Below are 15872 nucleotides of genomic sequence, written 5' to 3'. Positions count from 1 at the left end.
ACTGGTGCAACGCGATCATCAGCGTGCATGCGGCTGGCCGCCGGATAGCCGAGTGTGACGAGTGGGCGTGGAAAGCCCACCACCAGATCATTAGCCTCACAATGGGGACATTATTGGCTTCCCTAGCGGCGAAACCGCGACGGTGAGCGGTCTTGGGCCGCGAACACATCAGATGCCGGTCTACCAACCCTACGAAGACCCGTTCATCAAACGGTACTACGCGAGATACTTTCTGCCTTTGCGCTTCTCCGCATAGTTTGCGCAAAACCCGCTGCGTCTTGCTGTTTTTCGGCTTTGACGCTATCGCGCCCCGAAAGGAAATATCATGACACTTCCCGCAACCGGCGGCACTTGGGCCGAAGTCCTCGAAGACAACCTGAACCCGCTGAATGTTCGGTACTGGCAGATCACCCACGGGCTGATCCGCGACTACGATCCGACCGGCACGTTCAACCTGGCGTCACCGGCTGTCGGGCTCGGCACCGTCCAAACCGCCAGCGGACCCGCGCAGCTGTTCACACCGTTCGCCGCCGACAACGTGTCGATCCGTGGCGACCTGTTGGTCACGTCACCGAACAGTGCTGTGAACTTCTACGACCTCGGCCTGCTGAAAGAGGACGCCACCGACTGGACCCCGGACCAAACGCTGCAGCAGACGCCATCAGCGCAGCTGGTGCGCTCGGTGCGTAACGTGCTGACCAAGCTCGACGACAAGGTGAACTTCACTCCGCTCGAGTCGAACCCGCTGATCGACTACCTGAAGTTCGAGCTCCCGCTGACGGGGATCCCGGCGCTTGGCACACCTGGCTACGGTGTGGCTCGCGGCAACACCGATGTGCCACGCGAGCGCACGCTGGTGCTGATCGGTGTTGACACCGACGCGAACCTGGTGGCGCGCGTGTTCCCGCGCATCATCACCGACAAGAAGGGCAAGAACGAGCTTGCCCGCAAGAACCCGATTCCTCGGAGCTCACCTACGAAGTGCTGCCGGACCCGTTCACCAAGCAGACGATGTGGGTTGCCGCCGCGCTGGCAGCGGGCAATCTGCAGTTTGAGACCGCGGTTCCCACGGTCACGCCGGTGACCGGCGCGACGATCACGTTCCCGACACCGATCGACATCACGTCCCCGGTGTACTCGGTGCAGATTCAGCAGACACCGACCGGCGCGTGGTCGGCGGCAACCCTGTCCGGTTCGCCGTCGGTGTCGGGCGGCCTGACGACGTTGACGATTTCGGGCCTGACCGCATCGACCACGTATAACGCGATTCAGGTGACCGCGACAGGGGCCAACGCCACAGTGACCGGCCCGCAGTCGGCTCCGTTCACCGCGTCCTGACACAACGCAACACGAACATTCGCGCCGCGGCGGCCGGTTTGTCTCCGTGGCCGGGCCGCCGCGGCGATCCACGCAGACCCGCGCAGAGGACAAACAGGCAGGAGACACATTTATGCAGGAGCAGGTTTCCCACAGTCACGATTCGTTCGAGGCGGCGCGCGCAGGCCGCCGAATACATGGGATTCACCGCCAGCGAGCGCATCATCACCCCCAAAGGCGAGGTATTCGAGATACCCAACCCTTCTTTGCTCGACGACGAGCAGCTGGCCCACTGACGCTTTGCAGCTCGAAGTGGAATCGTGGGACCGCGAGGACGACGAAATCGACGAGAACGGGAAAGTTATCCGCCGCGGCGAACTCAAGGAACCGAACCGCAAAAACGGTGTGCTCGTGGAAAACTACAACATTCAGTTAGCGCGGGCGATTTTCGGGGACCGTTACGAGGCTTTCCGGGCGGCGGGCGGTCGCGCTGTCGACGTGACCCTGATCTGGCAGAAGATGGGCCGGGAGCTTGCGGAGCGGCAAAGCCGACCCCAAAGTGACCGAGGCGATCAAATTGTGGAGGCTGTTTCCGACACAGATTGAGGCCGACCTACAGATTCATTGCCGGAGGCGGATAGCGGAGTGGCATCAGGGCACGATGAGCAGCCGAGAAATGCTCGCGCTGCTCGACGGGCTGCCAGAGAACTCAAATTTAAAGAAGCATCCGAGCGCACCTTCCGTGTCGCTGAATATGTCGGCGAGGACAAGCAGCTCACCGGCAAGTTGCTAAGAATTCCGGCCGCCGGGGCTCCTCCCAAAGACGTGAAGGTGATCGCCACCTACATCGACTGGACGTACGACAGGAAACTGTTGGCGCGCATGACCCGTGAGTTGGCGGCGCGCGGACCGTGGCGCTCCGCAACCAGACATCGCGGCGCTGTTGGAGCCATTGGACGCGATCTTGCTTGAGCGCAAGGAGTTAGAGCGCGCTGAGTTAGTGCGGCGCGCTAAAAGCCACATAAGCGGCCTCTACGGTATGAAAGGCGGTGAGTGAGCCGTGCCGGTCTATTTAGATGTCAAGTCACGGCTCGATGTCGCGGCCGCCCAACTGGCCGCCCGCGAAGCGAAAGCGATTTTCAGCCGCGCCGGTGACGACATCGGACGCGGCCTCGGCGGCGCGCTGACACGAGCGTTGTCGGCGATCGACGGCAGCGCCGCGCGCGCCGCGCTGCGCGGACTGCAAGACGAATACCGTGCTGCGGCAGCCGCCGAGGAAGAAGCCGCGCGGATGCGGTCGATGGGCCAAGTCGAGGTGGCCCAAAAGCGGCTCAACGAGACCACCGCGAAATACGGCGCCGACAGCAGCAAGGCCGCTGCAGCCAACGTGGCGTTAGCCGACATGCCCGCGCATCGAAAGCACAACGTGATCACGTCGATGCGATGGTCGCCGCCGAGGCCGCGCACAGCCGGCTCGGCAGCGCGATGGACAAGAGCGCGACCTCGGCCAGCCGCGCCGGCCAGGTGTTCAACGCGATCGGTGTCGCCTCCGTAGCTGGCCTCGGTGTGGCGTTCGTCGAAACCACTAAGAAGGCCGGCGATTTCCAGCGCATGATGAAACTGCATGCCTCGGCCGGCCTTCCAGCACAGGACTTGAAAACCGCCTCCGACGGCATTCTGAAGCTGGCCGGCCAAGTCGGCTACACCGCCGGTGAGCTGGCCGAGGGCATGTACACCATCACCAAGGCCGGATACTCGGCCGCCGACGGGTTCAAGGTGTTGCAGGCCGCGGCGCAGGGCGCCAACGCGGAGCAGGCGCCGCTGCCCGAGGTCGTCAACGTGCTGACGACGTCGCTTCAGGACTTCCACATCCCGGCCGACCAGGCGGCGAAAGTCATGTCGCAGCTGGTGACCGCGGTCGGCGAATCAAGGTTCCCTTGCAGGAATTCGCGGGCGCACACGATTGAGCCGACCGCCGCACAACTGCACCTCATTGGCTGATGTGTGGGGACGCTGGCGCAGATCACCCAGTCTGGTACGTCGGCGGCTCAGGGCGCCGAGCAAATGAACAACGCGATGCGCGCCCTGTCCGGGGCGGACGCTCCGCGCGGCAGGCGATGCAGCAGTGGGGATTGACGCAGACGACGTGTCGCAGAAGCTCGGCGGCCCGAACGGGCGCGCGGCCTGGCGGGCACCAATGCCTCCTACAACGCTCGCACAGAAGGTAGACCCGTCGACAAAGCTGCTCAACACCGGCGATGTGCTCAAGGCGCGCAAGCGGTCAACGACATGAACGAGATGCTGACCAAGATGTCGCCGGCCGCGAGGCAGCCGCTGAGGCGTTGCACAACCACACAATTGGGCACCGCGAATACCAGATGGTTGTTCGTAAGTCGAACGAGCAGGACGCGACGCAGCTCAAGCAATACCAGGCGCTCGACGACAAGGTCGAAGGCTTCAGCAAGCGGCTAACCGGCGGCCAGACCCTGGAGACGCTGAACCAGGCACTCAACGAAGTGACCGGAACAATGTCCGCCGCCGCGGTCGCGCTGCAAATCACCGGAGAGCACACCGACGAGGTCAACGGCAGGATCAAAGGGATCGCCGAGAGCACCCAGGAGGCGGACGGAACGGTCAAGGGATTCCACGAATCCCAGGGAACTCTCAACGCGAAAATGCGGGAAGGCCGCGTTCGGGGCGGCCGCGATTGCGATCGGTAACGACTTCCTGCCCGCCGCGACGACCGCCCTGAACGTCGTCAGGACGTAGCTAACGCCCTAGCGCAGCATCCAGGCATCATGCATGGCGTCATCGACGCGCTCGGCGCGCTGGGCGGCGCGTGGGCGATATTCAAGGCCGCCAAGATCGCCGAAACCGTTCTCGCGCCAATCGCCAGCGGGCTCGGCACGATCGTCGCCGAGGAGGACGCGGCCACCGCCTCGACGGGGCGCCTCAGCGGCGCTTTGGGACGTCTCGCCAAGGGGGGCGCCTTGGCTCTCGGCGCGCAGCTTGGCGGTGACGCGCTGCAACACGCGACGGGTCCCAGCGGGTTCTGGCACGGCGCGGCCGTGGTCGGCACCGATGCCGCGACCGGTGCCGCCCTCGGATCGGTGTTCGGGCCTGGGAACCGCCATCGGCGGCATAGGCGGCGCGGGCGTAGGGCTCTACCATCAGCTCGCCGGCCACTCCGGCGGTGGCCTGCGCGCTCCTGGGCCGAAAGGCAAAGACTCGGCGCTGTTTTGGGGCGCAGACGGCGAGCACGTCCTCACCGCTGACGACGTGGACGCGATGGGCGGTCACGGCGCGGTGTACGCGTTCCGGCGCGCGCTGCACCGTCAAGGCGGGGGAGCCATCGGACCCGACGTGCAGGCCGCTTACTCGATGATCGGCACGCCCTACAGTCAAGCCACACGCCACGACTGCTCGGGGATGGTGGGCCGCGTCATCGCCGGCGCGCTCGGCATCCCTAACGTCGGATTGCCCACCACCGTCAACATGGGCCAATGGCTGGCGTCGCTGGGGTTCCGGCCCGGCATCGGCGGCCCTGGCACGATCAGCGTCGGCTGGTACGACCACGGCGGCGGCAACGCCGGGCACGCCGCCATGACGCTGTCGGACGGCGAGAACGCCGAAGCCGGCGGCTCGCACGGGAACTTCGTTGTCGGAGCGGGCGCTGCGGGCGCGAACAGCCCTCAGTTCGACCATCACATGTTTTTGCCGATCGGCGACCTGCAAGGCCCACCGGCTACAGCGCAGGCGGCGGCTTCGGCGGGGGCGCCGGAGGTTTCGGCGGCGGCGGCATCGGCGGGGCCGGCATCCCGGCCGGCGCAACGCCGGACCAGGCCCGCGGCCAGCCGGGCTACGCGACGACGAGAAAGTCGCGGCCGCGCGGGAACGGCTGCGACATCTCGACAACGAGATTCACGACGCCGAAGAACGCCGCAACGAACTCAAAGCAACCGCCAAGCAGTCCGAGGGGATCGGCTCGACCACGAGATCGAGCACCTGCACACCGAGCGCGATCTGGCGCAGCGCAAGCTCGAAGACGCCGAGCGGGGCGCTTTTCACCCGCTGCGCGGTGGCGCGAACAGTTTCGGCGGGTTGCGGTTCGGCGCACCGCTCGCGGAAGGCTTCGGCCTCTCCGGCGGGGTCAAAGGCTTAGGGGAGTGGCTTGTCACCTTCCTCGCCGACCTGGCGATCGGCCCGATAGAGGGCGCCATGCTGGGCAACGCCATCCGCTCCAGCGCAGTGGGCGCCGACTACGGCTTGGACGCTGGATTGGACTTCGGCGCTCCCGGCGGTTACGCAGACCTCGGCGACTACGGCACACCGCTGCCGCCTAGCAGCGCCGCCACGGCCGGATGGCGAGCCGGCGGCGATACGGCCCCACCGGCCGATGGTTCGCCGACCGGCACAGGCGCCGCGTCGGCTGCGCCCGAAGCATCTTCCGCACCGCCGACGCCAGCACCACCGACGCCAGCACCGCCGGGGCCAGCGTCACCGGCGCCGGCGATGTTCCAGCCCAGCCGACGGTCCCCTGCCTCAGCTCGGGCCGTTCCCAACGCTGCCCGGCGTGGTTGACAAGGCCGCCGGGATCCCGGCGCCTCAGCAGCCGGTACCTCCGGCAATCGAGACATATCTCGGAGTTATTACCGGCCGGGCGTCTGGGCCACGCTTGAGTCTGCCGGGAATGCTCGGCGGCCCAGCGACAGCCCCGCCGAATCGGCAACAGCTCGATCTGTCAAACGTGTTGGGCGCCAGCCCGCCCACGGCACACGCGCCGATACCGATGCCACCGCACCCGATGGGGCCCCCATCCGGGGCGGTGAATCTCGCGCCGATGGATGCGCCGCGCTTCGCTGCCGGCGGCCCGGCCGGCACCGACATCATCCCAGCGTGGCTGTCGCCGGGCGAACACGTGCTCACCGCCGACGACGTGCGCGCGATGGGCGGCCAGGACGCGGTCTATGCGTTCCGTAATGCCCTGCATCGCAATCACGGTGGTGCGGTCTATTTGGTCGGCGGCGGTGACCCGACGCAGCCGCCGCCGACGCCGAAACCACCGGCCGCGCCGCAACAGAAGTCAGGCGGGCAGCCTCATTTGCCGGTCGGCGCGCCGAAATCGCCGGGCCCGGGCAACAAAGGCACCCAGGCCAGCGAAGTGTCGGCCGAGGACCGCTCAGCGCACACCCGGAAGGTGTGGCTAAGCCCGGCGCCTCGCAGCGGTTGCCCGACGAAGGGCTGCCACCATCACCGGGGCTCGGCTTCGGCGGCGGCCTGATCGGCGCCGCCGAATCAGCAGCGTCGGCGGCGTCGATGGGCGCAGACATGGGCACATTCAGGCCGGGGAGCGGCCGGGGAGCGATGCAGGTGGTGTTCCAGGATTTGAACCGCACCGGGATACCTCGGGCAGCTGGGCGGCATCGCCGCCGAAGGCGTTCTCAGCACCTTGATCCCGTCCGATAGCCCGCTGTCGCAGTGGGGCAAAACACTGCCTGGCCGCCTGTTGACAGGTATCGCGGGTGTGCGCCCATCAACGCCGAACACCGCGGGACAGACCCAGCAGCCGCTCACCCCGGCCAGCGGCGGCGACGTGCACAACGGGGACCGGATCGGCTCGCAGTTCAACGCGCCGATCGTCGTGCAAGCCAACAACCCCGACGAGTTCCGTCAACGGTTAATGACCGAGCAAACCGCGCAGTCCAACACTGCCGGACGCCAATTCCCAAGGCCGTACGGATTGCCGCGATGACGACCTACCCTCTGATTTACGCCACCAACGACGCCACGATTCTGCCCCAGGGCGCAGCCGATCTGCTGGACGGCGCAATGCCCACTATCAAGTTCACCAGCCCCGACGGAAACTCGAAGTTCACGCTGTGCGGGCCGGAGGCGCCGTGGCCCGGAATCCAAGACGGCATCCTCTTGGTGGACGGATTATCCGGTGTCACACCAGGTTTCAAGCACATCGACCTCAAAGGAGCGCGGCAGCCCGGCGTCACCTGGACCTACACCATGTATGACACCTGCAACTTGACGATGCGTTTGCAGGCGCATGCCACCACCCCGGCATGTCGCGCCTGGTGTCGGAGTGGATCGGTGCGTGGAACCCGAATCTGCAAGGCTCGCTGGAATATTGGACGGTTGACCGCGGCTATTGGTGGTTCCCGGCCCGCTGGGGCGAGCCGTGGGCGGATCAGATCAAGCAGCTGCCGCGGCTCGTGCTGCATCAGGAGTTCACGCAGAAGATCCGCAACGATCTCGCGTTCTGGCTCGGTGTGCCGTGGACAGACACCTTCCCGCGTGACACGTCGGGGTGGACCGGCTCGGGCTCCGGCTGGTTGCAGTTGGGCAACATCGGTGACCAGGACGGCTGGCCCGCCATCCTGTGCTACGCGGGAACCGAAGACGGGGCCGTTCAGTTTCGCCAACGGCCCCGGCTCGACAACGATGATCACGTTCGGACCACTGAACGCCGGTGACATTGCGCTGATCAACACTTTATCCCGGCTGCCGCGCGTCGTCGACCTCACCCGCCACGGTCGCAGGCGCCGCAGTCGGCGTCGCCGTCGCTGCTCGACACGCTCATCAACTTTGTCAGCGGCAACAACGTGCCGCCGCTGCTGCAGCAGTTCGAGTCGGCGTTTGGGGCGCTGCCGCAGACCGCCCCGCTGGCGTCGCTGATCACCGGCAACTACACCAACCCGATTCCCGGTGTGGCGCAGCCACAATACGCGCAGCCAGCGGCTATCGCGTGCTCGATCACCGGCGGCAACCCGGCATCGAAAATGGTCGCCTCTATCACACCGATGAGGGTGTGGCCGGAATGAGCAGCCTTGACCAGCAACAGGTTACGCTGACCGGGCCCGATCCCGTCGCGGCGATGTCGAGTGCGCTGCAATTGGCCCGCCGCACGAATCCGTGCCGATCAACATGGATGTGCGGCTGTTCGACAACTATTACCGCACCGAATACCAGTGCGGCGACTACATCGAAGTCACCTGCACCTTCCCGCGTCTGAAACTGCCCGACGGCACATTGACGCTCAAAGGACAAGACCCGCTGGCCGAGCTTGCGATCACTTGTCAGACAACGGTCGTTCCCGTGGTGATCGATTTCGAAGGGGGAGCCGGCCGCTGGTCGGGGCGCATCGACGTCGCGCACGACAAAATCAACCCCGACGGCGCCGAGACCGTAGAGTGCGAACTGGTCGGCGACTTAACGATGCTGGACCGGATTGTCGCATGGCCACAGCCATTCCTGCCTATCGAAGTGCAGCCATCCGAAGCGGTCCTCATCGGACCGGCGATCACAGTGTTCAAAACGCTGGTGGCCGAGAACTGTATGCGGCTGCAACTCGGCCTCTGGGAGCTGTTCAACACGCTCGGCTCCCTCGACTTAGATTGGCGCACCTGGTTCGGCACCATCCTCATGCAAAACAGCATCTCCCTCAGCGAGTTCATGCAAATGGTCACCACTCCGGTGTGCGTGATACCCACCGACCCGCTGACAGACACATCGCCATGGATCGAGGTCAACGGTCGCATGGACACGCTGTGGCAGCTGATGCGACAACAGCTCGCCGACAACGGTATCTATCCCAGCATGGATTTGTGGATGCCCGGCGAGCCGCAACCCGAAGGACTGCTGTGGGATTTACAGGTGCCCACCCTGTGCTTCAACTTGCGCAACTACCTTGGAGTTACGGGTCCGACGGGCACTGTGGTGGACGGCGCTGTCCAGGATTTGGTGGACCTCGAAGGCTCGCTGCTGGGCGGCGTTCTCAACCCCTTCCTGAACCCCGACAACGAGTACGTGCCACCGGGTTCCGACATCGTTATCGCGCCCACGCTCGGGGTGAATTTCGTTCCACCGTGGGTGGTGTTCAACGCTGACGCTGACGACTCGGGAATAGTGTCGATGGATGTCGCCCACCACCATCCGGTGTGCTGGCAGGTCATTCTGGGCGGCAAGTCACCCAAGTGGCTCAACGATTTCATAAACGCGAGCCTGGAATACCTGGTGGACATTCTGATGATGACCATCGGGATCACCGGCATCTCGAACAGCATTTTTGACGGGCTGCTCGACAACGCGTTTCTGGCGTTCGAGCTTTTCGAGTGGTTCGACCGCAGAGTTGCGCTGGGGCCGTACGGGTTTCCTGAGCGGTTTCCCCACCCAATCCACATACGACATCGACACGATGTTCGCGGCCATTTCGGCGGGTTGGGACACCAACGGATACCCGGCGGCGCAGTTAACGTTCTACCACGGCATGCCGTGGCGGCTGTTCAAAGACGTTTTCCCCGGCCAACTGGCGTCGCTCATCCGCCGCGGCGTCCTCTACACCGATTATCTCGACGAGATCAAAGTCATCGACAACGCAGAGATACGGTGCCGTATCGATGTCCAGTTGGCGACGGGCGCCGAAGAAGCGCCTATGACATTGATCCAACGCAAAATAGTTGACGTTGAGCAGGGGTTGATGCTTGCGCTCGGCGCTTCCCCCAACGGCTAAAAAACAGGAAAAGGGCAGCGGGTGTGAGTATTTACGGCGAAGCCCCGTCCGGGGCTGTAACGGAACCAACACCGTTTTCACTACGTCGCAGCCGTTCTACCCTGGCAGCACTCGGGTCTATGTGAACGGTGAACGCCAACACGACGGCGTTGACTACAGCGAGGATCCGCCGTCAACTCTGACATTCGCGCAACCGCCGGCGAACGGGGCTGTGATCCTGGTTGACTATGACATCACCGCGCAGGGTGCGAATTATCCGCTAGGTCAATGGAATTGGAACCCTGAGGGTTACCCCGCCGGTTCGGTGCTGTATTACGGGCCGGTCCTGTGGCGGGGATAGACCCCGGTTCGACGAAAACCGCTGTCATGGTGTTCGGGCCGGGCGGCGCACAAGCAAACGGGATACCTCCGCTGGCCGCCGGCCAGCGGTCCCCACCACAGTTGGCCATCGGCAACGTCAACACGCTAGCCGCGGGCAGCAGCGCTACCGCCGACCTGCGCGAAACAGCGCCGGGTGGCCCCGGGATCCCGTCCGCGTACGTGCTGGACCTCGGGCTGCCGCAAGGTTCACCGGGCACCGTCGGCAGCTTCCTCATCGCCAGCGCCGAAGACCTGGTGGGAACCCTAGTCAACGGCGCGACGCTGCTGTTCAACTCGGCGACCGGAAAATTCAACCCGGCTCCGCTGCCATTCCTGTTCGCCTACAACGTCACCGGGATACCCACCACCGGAACCTCGGGCGGCCAAGTGCGCACGTTGTCATCGCTGACGATACCTGCCCAGACCCAGCCGTATCTTCCGCTGGTGTTCGCCTCCGTTGAGGTCGCGGGCACCGTGAACACGAAGGTGGATTTGGTGGCCCGGCTAGGCGGCGCACCAAACACACAGGGAGGCGCCGAGATCGGCCGCGGATTCGGCACGCTGGGCGCGGCGCCCCCGGCGCCTGTGATCATCCCCGAGTTCGGGGCTTTGCTCAACGGGGGCTCGGTCGGTCAAGTCGGCGCCGGAACGTCCGCCACCGTGTATTTGAACGCCGAGCAGCAAGCGGCGACAACTGACGAATACTCCACCGGCCGCTGCGTGTTCACCGTGGTAGGGGCGCCGCTGTCGTCATGACCAGTCCAGCGCCGAATTGGACGACACCGGACCCGTCCGTACACTACCCGCCAGGCAGCTCGCTGCGCGCGCCCGTTCACTGCGCAGCAGATTGAGGCGATCGGCCAGCAGCTCATAGAGGGATTCCTGCGCTGGGTTGTCCAAGCGTTGATCGGCGTGGTCACCGGCCAAAACCTCAGCGGTGTGCTCGCGCAGCTGTCGTCGTGGTCGAACACCTTGCAGTCCGACATCAACGACGCCGCAACCGATGTGCAGCAGGCCATCGACAACGTGGTCCAGTTGTTCGGCGGCTCCGGCACCAACAACCCGGTGTCGCAGATCCTGTCGCAAGGCAAAGACGCGATCAACCAGCTGGTCAACTCGCTGCAAGGCTTGTTGACCGGAAACCCGTTCGGGGACTTCGCTAACGCGCTGCAGGCCATCCCCGGATTGAACATCGCCGGCCAGCTGCGCCCCGCAACCGGTGTTGTGCTCGCGGGCGCGCACATCGTCGACATCAACCCCGAACTGCTGTGGGCGCCCGGCTTCGACACCGCGGCGTCGGTGTCGGCGCGCGCCCCGCAGATCACCTGGGACGGCACCACCGGGCGCACCAACCCCGGTTCGCTGCTGATCCAACCCGACGGCGCATACCTCTACCGATGTCGGCAACCCGATCCCGGTCACGCCCGGCGAGCAGCTCGCCATGTCGATCTGGGCGAAGTGGGCCGGTCTCGTCTACACCGGAACCAACCCAATCCGGCTGGAGGTGCTGCAGTACAAGTTCGCCGGTATGCAGGTGCCGCAACGCGTGTCATCGGTCGTGCTGGCCGAGTTCACCAACCCGCCAGCGAGCCAGTCGGTGTGGCAGCAGCTTTCGCAAACCTTCACCGTCCCGATTGACGGCAGCGTTGACACGGTCTTTCTGCGCCCTGGTGGACGCGATTGCGACTGCGGGGCAGGTGTGGTTCGACGACGGCTCGGTGAAGAAGGTCAACACGATCCCCTCGAGTCTGCTGTCCGGCGTTCCCGCGTCCGCCATCCAGGGATTCAGGGCATCGAAGACATCGGCTCGACGATCCAAAACATGTGGGACAACCTCGCCACCACACTGGCGAACGCGCTCAATCTGTCGGGGGTGTCGAGCAGCGGCAACCCGCTGTCGACGGTGACGCAGGCGGTGCAGAGCGCCGCGCACGTCACCGTCAACGCGATGACGTTGGCGCAGAACGCCACCAACACGCTCGGCATTCAGGACAACCGGGCGGTCTCGGCCGGCCTTGAGGAAACCGTCGAGTCCAACATGAGCCTGCAATCGCTGGGCTCGGTTCGGCTCCCTCGACGGTGACGGCGACAATCCGCGTCGGCCGGCGGCTTTCTGCGCGCCAGCCAGGCGAAAACCCTCGGCTTTCACCAGTGGTGGGGCTACTACTCCGGCACCGTCACAGCGTTCTACCTGAACTTCGCCAAGATGGACAGCTCCGGCAACATCACGCCGCTGTTCAGCTCCGGCGACCTGCACACCAACCTGTCGAAGACCGGGCAGTGGAACGTCTACACCTTCCCCTACGCAGACGAAATCCCGGTCAACCCAGGCGATGTCATCCTGGTCGAATACCAGGTCGTCGGCTCCGGCACCGTGTACATCGCCGGGCTGGGCCAATCTTGGCAAACCGACCACCCGAGCGCGAACACGAAACAGACCGGCTTCACCCGCAACACCGGATCCAGCGGGCCCACCGCGCTATCGAGCGGCATCACCTACACCGGCAACACCCCATACGTCGGGCTCGGGGTGAGCAACGTACCGCCGAACTACCAGCCACCCGTAACGAGCACCTACGCCGCGGCCGGCCAATACACCTTCACGCTGCCGCCTTGGATGGTTGCGGGCAACAAGCTCGACCTTGTCGGCGTCGGCGGCGGCGGCGCCGGCCAGGGCGCGGAAGTCTTCATCGGAGGGCAGGGCGGTTCGGCCGGCAGCTGGAACGTGGGAACCCTGGTTGTCGGAACCGATATTGCGCCCGGCGGCACGATCACCGTCACCGTGGGTGCCGGTGGGCCGCAGCAGATTCAATGGTTCACCGCCGGACTTCCAGGCACCGCGACCACATTCCAGTGGACCGACCCTGGGGCACCAGCACACACTGACCTGTCCCGGCGGCGCAGGGGGATCGGGCTTCCTCCCAACCAGTCAATACGGCGCCTCACCCGGAAACGAAACCTACAACGGCGTCATCTATTACGGCGGGGGCACGGTGTTCGACAGCTTCGCCGGCAGCGCGCCCGGGGGTGGTGGCGGCGGTGCGGCGCCGTATTTGTTCGGCGGCGCGGGCGCTGATGGCCAAGCATGGATTAGGGCGTACCAGTCATGACGCTGCCGTTCGGGGACAGTGTTTGGTCTGCACCGCCCTCGTCGACGGGCTGGTGGCCGGTGATCGACGCAGCAGTCACCGTCCCGGCCATGTCGGCGATCGCGAAGATGCCCGCGCCCAGCATTCAGGACTCCATCATGATGGTGGTTCCGGAATGCAGGCCGTCGCAACGATGCCCGCACCCACGGTGGAGGTCATCGTGCCGGCCCCGGCGATGGCCGCCACCGCAACCATGCCTGCGCCGGCCCTCTCAACGAGCGGCACGATCACACCACCCGCGATGTCGGCGGCCGCCTCCATGCCCGCACCGGCGGTATCGAGCGGCGTCAACCTCGCCGCCCCAGCGATGGCCGCGGCCGCCTCCATGCCGGCGCCCACCGCGACCGTCTCGTCGTTCACGCCGTTCGCCGAAGAGAACGTCAACCGCACGAATCAGCCTGTGCCCGCTGGCACAAGCGGTTGCTGGGTCACGCTGATCGGCGGCGGCGGTGCAGGCGGGTCTGGCAGCGACGACAATGGCTTCTACGGTGGTGGCGGAGGCGGCGGCGGAGGCCGCGTAGACCGCGTGTTCATACCTGTTGCATCGCTCGGCGCGACGTATTCGGTCACTCGCGGCGCAGGCGGGGTGGCAGGTTCATCCCCGACCGCTGGCGGCGCGTCCACATTCTCATCTGGCAGCGTCTCGCTATCCGCTGGCGGTGGCCAACCCGGAGCTAACGGCGTCGGCAGTACCCCGAATCCGCCTGGCGGTGCTGGCGGCACAAGCTCAGCCTCCGGCATAACCGCTTCCACACATACCGGCAAAGCGGGTGGTAACGGGTACGTAAGCTACGGCTTCCCCGGCGTCAGCGATACCACCGACAACGTTGGCGCTGGCGGCGGTGGTGGGGCCCTCGTCAGCTCTGGAGGCGGAGCTGGCGCTGGCGGCGATTCCACGACGCGCACCGGCGGCGCAGGTGGAAATAACTCGGACGGCTCCGCGCCAATCGATGCCGCTGCCGGAAACGGCGGCGCAGGGGGCGGCGGCGGCTCAGGAAACGGATACGTCGGCGGCAACGGCGGACTCTACGGCGGTGGCGGGGGTGGCGGCGGTCAAAGCGCGAACGGAGGCAACGGCGGAGCCGGATACACGCTCATCGAATGGAACTAGCCCGCTGACAGCGGCTCTCAAACGAAAACCCCTCCCGCACAACACGTCCGCAGAAAGGAGGCTTCATCAGCATGGCCGTAACCGCTCACTTCTACAACAGCTTCTTCACTGCGCTGGCGCAGGGAAAGATCAACCCGACATCGGACACACTCTGCTGGCGCTCGTCGGCTCCGGCTACACCCAACAAGCCGCCGACCAGTTCTGGTCGACGCCGCAGGCGTATGAGATCAGCGGCCCCGGCTACACCGCCGGGGGTGTGGTGATCGGGTCGATCGCAATCACCCCAGCAGGTTGGGATTTCACCGGCGCCAACGCGCAATGGTCCAACGCCACATTCTCCGCGTACAAGGCAGTGCTCTACGACGCCAAAACCGGCTCAGCCGCAACCGATCCGCTGATCGGCTGGGTCGACTTCGGGGTGCAGTCCCCGTCCAACGGCGTGTTCGCGGTGAACTGGTCGGCAGACGGCATCGGCGTCATCACACCCGCCTGACATGAGCGCAACCGGCTGGCTGACCGCCTTCGCGACCGGCGGCCTCGCCTCAGCTGCCATCGGCGCCATCCTCGAATACGTCGGCCACGCCATCCATCACGGCCACAAGGACAACAAATGAGCACCCGCGCTCACCCTCTCTACAGCCTGTCGGTGCTCGACAAATACCGCACCCAACCGCTGCCGCCCGGCTATCCCGAGCACCGGCGCACCCTCTACGCCCCGGTCGACGTGCACGGCGCATTGTGCTATCTGCTCAACAGCGCCCAGCACTCCCTGGTTGTCGCCATGTACGGATTTGACGACCCGCAGCTCGCAGAAATACTGCGCAGCAAGCTCGTTCAAGAGCACTGCTACGTGCAGCTCACCCTGGACAGCTCGCAGGCCGGCGGCGTCCACGAACGCCAGCTGCTCGCCCAGCAGGACTATCCGGCGTCGTCGATCGCTATCGGACGAAGCGAACACGGCCGCATCATGCACATGAAAATGGTTGTGGTCGACAACCTTTGGGTGGTTCAGGGCTCAACCAACTGGAGCGACGCGGGCGAACGCTTGCAGGACAACGAAATGAGCGTCACCGCCGACCCCTACGTCGCCGCCGAGGCCCGGGGCCGCATCGACGCCATCCACGCCAACATGCTCGGCAAACAGAAAGGTTCCTGATGCCCGCACCCAAGAAAGCAACCGCGGTCAAACAGGTGGCCGCCAAACACCGCCCCACTATTGCGCTTCCGCTGTTCGGCACGGTGCCGGTGCCGGAGCTCGACCAGCTGGCCTACTACGGCGGTGTGGCTGCGCTGGCAGCGCTCGAGCTGATCGAGTGGCCGATCGCCGCCATCGTCGCCGCCGGGCACGTCCTGGCCCACAACCGCCACAACAAAGCGCTCGCCGAGCTCGGCGAAGCACTCGAGCAAGCATAGGAGA

The 15872-nt window shown here is 65.4% G+C and carries 25 protein-coding genes and 1 pseudogene; 23 read left to right on the top strand and 3 right to left on the bottom strand.

Annotation, left to right across the window (positions count from 1 at the left end):
- Positions 1-325: 325 nt before the first annotated feature.
- The 8 genes from G6N08_RS09910 (at position 326) to G6N08_RS09880 (ending at position 4037) form a co-directional block, all read left to right on the top strand.
- Entirely contained in the window at positions 326-1084 is a 759-nt protein-coding gene (locus G6N08_RS09910) for a hypothetical protein (RefSeq protein ID WP_246216662.1), read from the top strand.
- Complete coding sequence (locus tag G6N08_RS20665; protein ID WP_246216661.1) at positions 1081-1338, top strand: hypothetical protein; 258 nt, start codon at positions 1081-1083, stop codon at positions 1336-1338. Before G6N08_RS09910 ends, G6N08_RS20665 begins: the two co-directional genes overlap by 4 nt.
- A gap of 279 nt (positions 1339-1617) precedes the next feature.
- Entirely contained in the window at positions 1618-1923 is a 306-nt protein-coding gene (locus G6N08_RS20660) for a hypothetical protein (RefSeq protein ID WP_246216660.1), read from the top strand.
- 39 nt (positions 1924-1962) lie between these two features.
- Positions 1963-2289, top strand: a complete 327-nt coding sequence (locus G6N08_RS09900) for a hypothetical protein (protein WP_246216659.1) — start codon at positions 1963-1965, stop codon at positions 2287-2289.
- An 88-nt stretch (positions 2290-2377) separates the two neighbouring features.
- Entirely contained in the window at positions 2378-2872 is a 495-nt protein-coding gene (locus G6N08_RS09895; protein WP_163756469.1) for a hypothetical protein, read from the top strand.
- Positions 2761-3318: a phage tail tape measure protein gene (locus tag G6N08_RS09890; RefSeq protein ID WP_163756467.1), complete on the top strand. Its 558-nt coding sequence runs from the start codon at positions 2761-2763 to the stop codon at positions 3316-3318. Before G6N08_RS09895 ends, G6N08_RS09890 begins: the two co-directional genes overlap by 112 nt.
- Positions 3319-3442: 124 nt before the next feature.
- Positions 3443-3610, top strand: coding sequence for a hypothetical protein (locus tag G6N08_RS09885; protein ID WP_163756465.1), 168 nt, complete (start codon positions 3443-3445; stop codon positions 3608-3610).
- Between the two features lie 85 nt (positions 3611-3695).
- Positions 3696-4037, top strand: coding sequence for a hypothetical protein (locus G6N08_RS09880; RefSeq protein ID WP_163756463.1), 342 nt, complete (start codon positions 3696-3698; stop codon positions 4035-4037).
- 57 nt (positions 4038-4094) lie between these two features.
- On the opposite strand, the gene G6N08_RS09875 is transcribed toward G6N08_RS09880, so the two are convergent.
- Entirely contained in the window at positions 4095-4349 is a 255-nt protein-coding gene (locus G6N08_RS09875; RefSeq protein WP_163756461.1) for a hypothetical protein, read from the bottom strand.
- A 49-nt stretch (positions 4350-4398) separates the two neighbouring features.
- Between G6N08_RS09875 and G6N08_RS09870 the strand changes: the two genes are divergently transcribed.
- From G6N08_RS09870 to G6N08_RS09820, 11 genes and pseudogenes are all read left to right on the top strand, one after another.
- Positions 4399-5898, top strand: coding sequence for a C40 family peptidase (locus G6N08_RS09870; RefSeq protein WP_163756459.1), 1500 nt, complete (start codon positions 4399-4401; stop codon positions 5896-5898).
- The gene (locus tag G6N08_RS09865; protein WP_163753154.1) at positions 5891-6598 is read left to right on the top strand and encodes a hypothetical protein; all 708 of its coding nucleotides are present in this window, start codon (positions 5891-5893) and stop codon (positions 6596-6598) included. Before G6N08_RS09870 ends, G6N08_RS09865 begins: the two co-directional genes overlap by 8 nt.
- Positions 6599-6766: 168 nt before the next feature.
- Entirely contained in the window at positions 6767-7069 is a 303-nt protein-coding gene (locus G6N08_RS09860) for a hypothetical protein (protein WP_163756457.1), read from the top strand.
- 319 nt (positions 7070-7388) lie between these two features.
- On the top strand, positions 7389-7799 hold the full coding sequence (locus tag G6N08_RS09855) for a hypothetical protein (protein ID WP_163756454.1): 411 nt from the start codon (positions 7389-7391) through the stop codon (positions 7797-7799).
- 129 nt (positions 7800-7928) lie between these two features.
- Positions 7929-8147 (top strand): hypothetical protein, encoded by a 219-nt coding sequence (locus G6N08_RS09850; RefSeq protein WP_163756453.1) that lies wholly within the window; start codon positions 7929-7931, stop codon positions 8145-8147.
- Positions 8148-8238: 91 nt separating this feature from the next.
- Entirely contained in the window at positions 8239-9786 is a 1548-nt protein-coding gene (locus G6N08_RS09845) for a Gp37-like protein (RefSeq protein ID WP_163756451.1), read from the top strand.
- A gap of 170 nt (positions 9787-9956) precedes the next feature.
- On the top strand, positions 9957-10175 hold the full coding sequence (locus G6N08_RS09840; RefSeq protein ID WP_163756449.1) for a hypothetical protein: 219 nt from the start codon (positions 9957-9959) through the stop codon (positions 10173-10175).
- The gene (locus G6N08_RS09835; protein ID WP_163756447.1) at positions 10163-10951 is read left to right on the top strand and encodes a hypothetical protein; all 789 of its coding nucleotides are present in this window, start codon (positions 10163-10165) and stop codon (positions 10949-10951) included. The genes G6N08_RS09840 and G6N08_RS09835 overlap by 13 nt, the downstream gene beginning before the upstream one ends.
- A 147-nt stretch (positions 10952-11098) precedes the next feature.
- The gene (locus G6N08_RS09830) at positions 11099-11833 is read left to right on the top strand and encodes a hypothetical protein (RefSeq protein WP_163756445.1); all 735 of its coding nucleotides are present in this window, start codon (positions 11099-11101) and stop codon (positions 11831-11833) included.
- The gene (locus G6N08_RS09825; protein WP_163756443.1) at positions 11793-12278 is read left to right on the top strand and encodes a hypothetical protein; all 486 of its coding nucleotides are present in this window, start codon (positions 11793-11795) and stop codon (positions 12276-12278) included. Before G6N08_RS09830 ends, G6N08_RS09825 begins: the two co-directional genes overlap by 41 nt.
- 123 nt (positions 12279-12401) lie before the next feature.
- A pseudogene (locus tag G6N08_RS09820) lies at positions 12402-13305 on the top strand (glycine-rich domain-containing protein).
- On the opposite strand, the gene G6N08_RS09815 reads toward G6N08_RS09820, so the two are convergent.
- Together G6N08_RS09815 and G6N08_RS09810 are read right to left on the bottom strand one after the other, a co-directional pair.
- Positions 13286-13429 (bottom strand): hypothetical protein, encoded by a 144-nt coding sequence (locus G6N08_RS09815; RefSeq protein ID WP_157139267.1) that lies wholly within the window; start codon positions 13427-13429, stop codon positions 13286-13288. The pseudogene G6N08_RS09820 and the gene G6N08_RS09815 overlap by 20 nt on opposite strands.
- A gap of 11 nt (positions 13430-13440) precedes the next feature.
- Positions 13441-13734 (bottom strand): hypothetical protein, encoded by a 294-nt coding sequence (locus G6N08_RS09810; RefSeq protein ID WP_163756439.1) that lies wholly within the window; start codon positions 13732-13734, stop codon positions 13441-13443.
- Between G6N08_RS09810 and G6N08_RS21320 the strand changes: the two genes are divergently transcribed.
- The 4 genes from G6N08_RS21320 (at position 13652) to G6N08_RS09795 (ending at position 15868) form a co-directional block, all read left to right on the top strand.
- A complete protein-coding gene (locus G6N08_RS21320; RefSeq protein WP_371869011.1) occupies positions 13652-14455 on the top strand; it encodes a glycine-rich domain-containing protein in 804 nt (267 codons plus the stop codon). The two genes, G6N08_RS09810 and G6N08_RS21320, sit on opposite strands and share 83 nt — an antisense overlap.
- A 256-nt stretch (positions 14456-14711) precedes the next feature.
- Entirely contained in the window at positions 14712-14948 is a 237-nt protein-coding gene (locus tag G6N08_RS21315; protein ID WP_371868978.1) for a hypothetical protein, read from the top strand.
- 117 nt (positions 14949-15065) lie between these two features.
- Positions 15066-15611, top strand: coding sequence for a phospholipase D-like domain-containing protein (locus tag G6N08_RS09800; RefSeq protein ID WP_163756435.1), 546 nt, complete (start codon positions 15066-15068; stop codon positions 15609-15611).
- Positions 15611-15868 (top strand): hypothetical protein, encoded by a 258-nt coding sequence (locus G6N08_RS09795; protein ID WP_003921248.1) that lies wholly within the window; start codon positions 15611-15613, stop codon positions 15866-15868. The genes G6N08_RS09800 and G6N08_RS09795 overlap by 1 nt, the downstream gene beginning before the upstream one ends.
- Positions 15869-15872: the final 4 nt, after the last annotated feature.

The sequence above is a fragment of the Mycobacterium botniense genome (assembly GCF_010723305.1).
GTDB classification, from domain to species: domain Bacteria; phylum Actinomycetota; class Actinomycetes; order Mycobacteriales; family Mycobacteriaceae; genus Mycobacterium; species Mycobacterium botniense.
The sequence above is the reverse complement of the archived record's forward strand: the minus strand, read 5'-3'. Positions and strand labels throughout refer to the sequence as shown.

What these genes read in the sequence shown, in the direction of transcription:
- G6N08_RS09800 (WP_163756435.1), top strand. Translation starts at nt 15,066, where the DNA reads ATGAGCACCCGCGCTCACCCTCTCTACAGCCTGTCGGTGCTCGACAAA.
- G6N08_RS21320 (WP_371869011.1), top strand. Translation starts at nt 13,652, where the DNA reads ATGGCCGCGGCCGCCTCCATGCCGGCGCCCACCGCGACCGTCTCGTCG.
- G6N08_RS09795 (WP_003921248.1), top strand. Translation starts at nt 15,611, where the DNA reads ATGCCCGCACCCAAGAAAGCAACCGCGGTCAAACAGGTGGCCGCCAAA.
- G6N08_RS09870 (WP_163756459.1), top strand. Translation starts at nt 4,399, where the DNA reads ATGCCGCGACCGGTGCCGCCCTCGGATCGGTGTTCGGGCCTGGGAACC.
- G6N08_RS09815 (WP_157139267.1), bottom strand. Translation starts at nt 13,429, where the DNA reads ATGCTGGGCGCGGGCATCTTCGCGATCGCCGACATGGCCGGGACGGTG.
- G6N08_RS09880 (WP_163756463.1), top strand. Translation starts at nt 3,696, where the DNA reads ATGGTTGTTCGTAAGTCGAACGAGCAGGACGCGACGCAGCTCAAGCAA.
- G6N08_RS09890 (WP_163756467.1), top strand. Translation starts at nt 2,761, where the DNA reads ATGGTCGCCGCCGAGGCCGCGCACAGCCGGCTCGGCAGCGCGATGGAC.
- G6N08_RS09855 (WP_163756454.1), top strand. Translation starts at nt 7,389, where the DNA reads ATGTCGCGCCTGGTGTCGGAGTGGATCGGTGCGTGGAACCCGAATCTG.
- G6N08_RS09910 (WP_246216662.1), top strand. Translation starts at nt 326, where the DNA reads ATGACACTTCCCGCAACCGGCGGCACTTGGGCCGAAGTCCTCGAAGAC.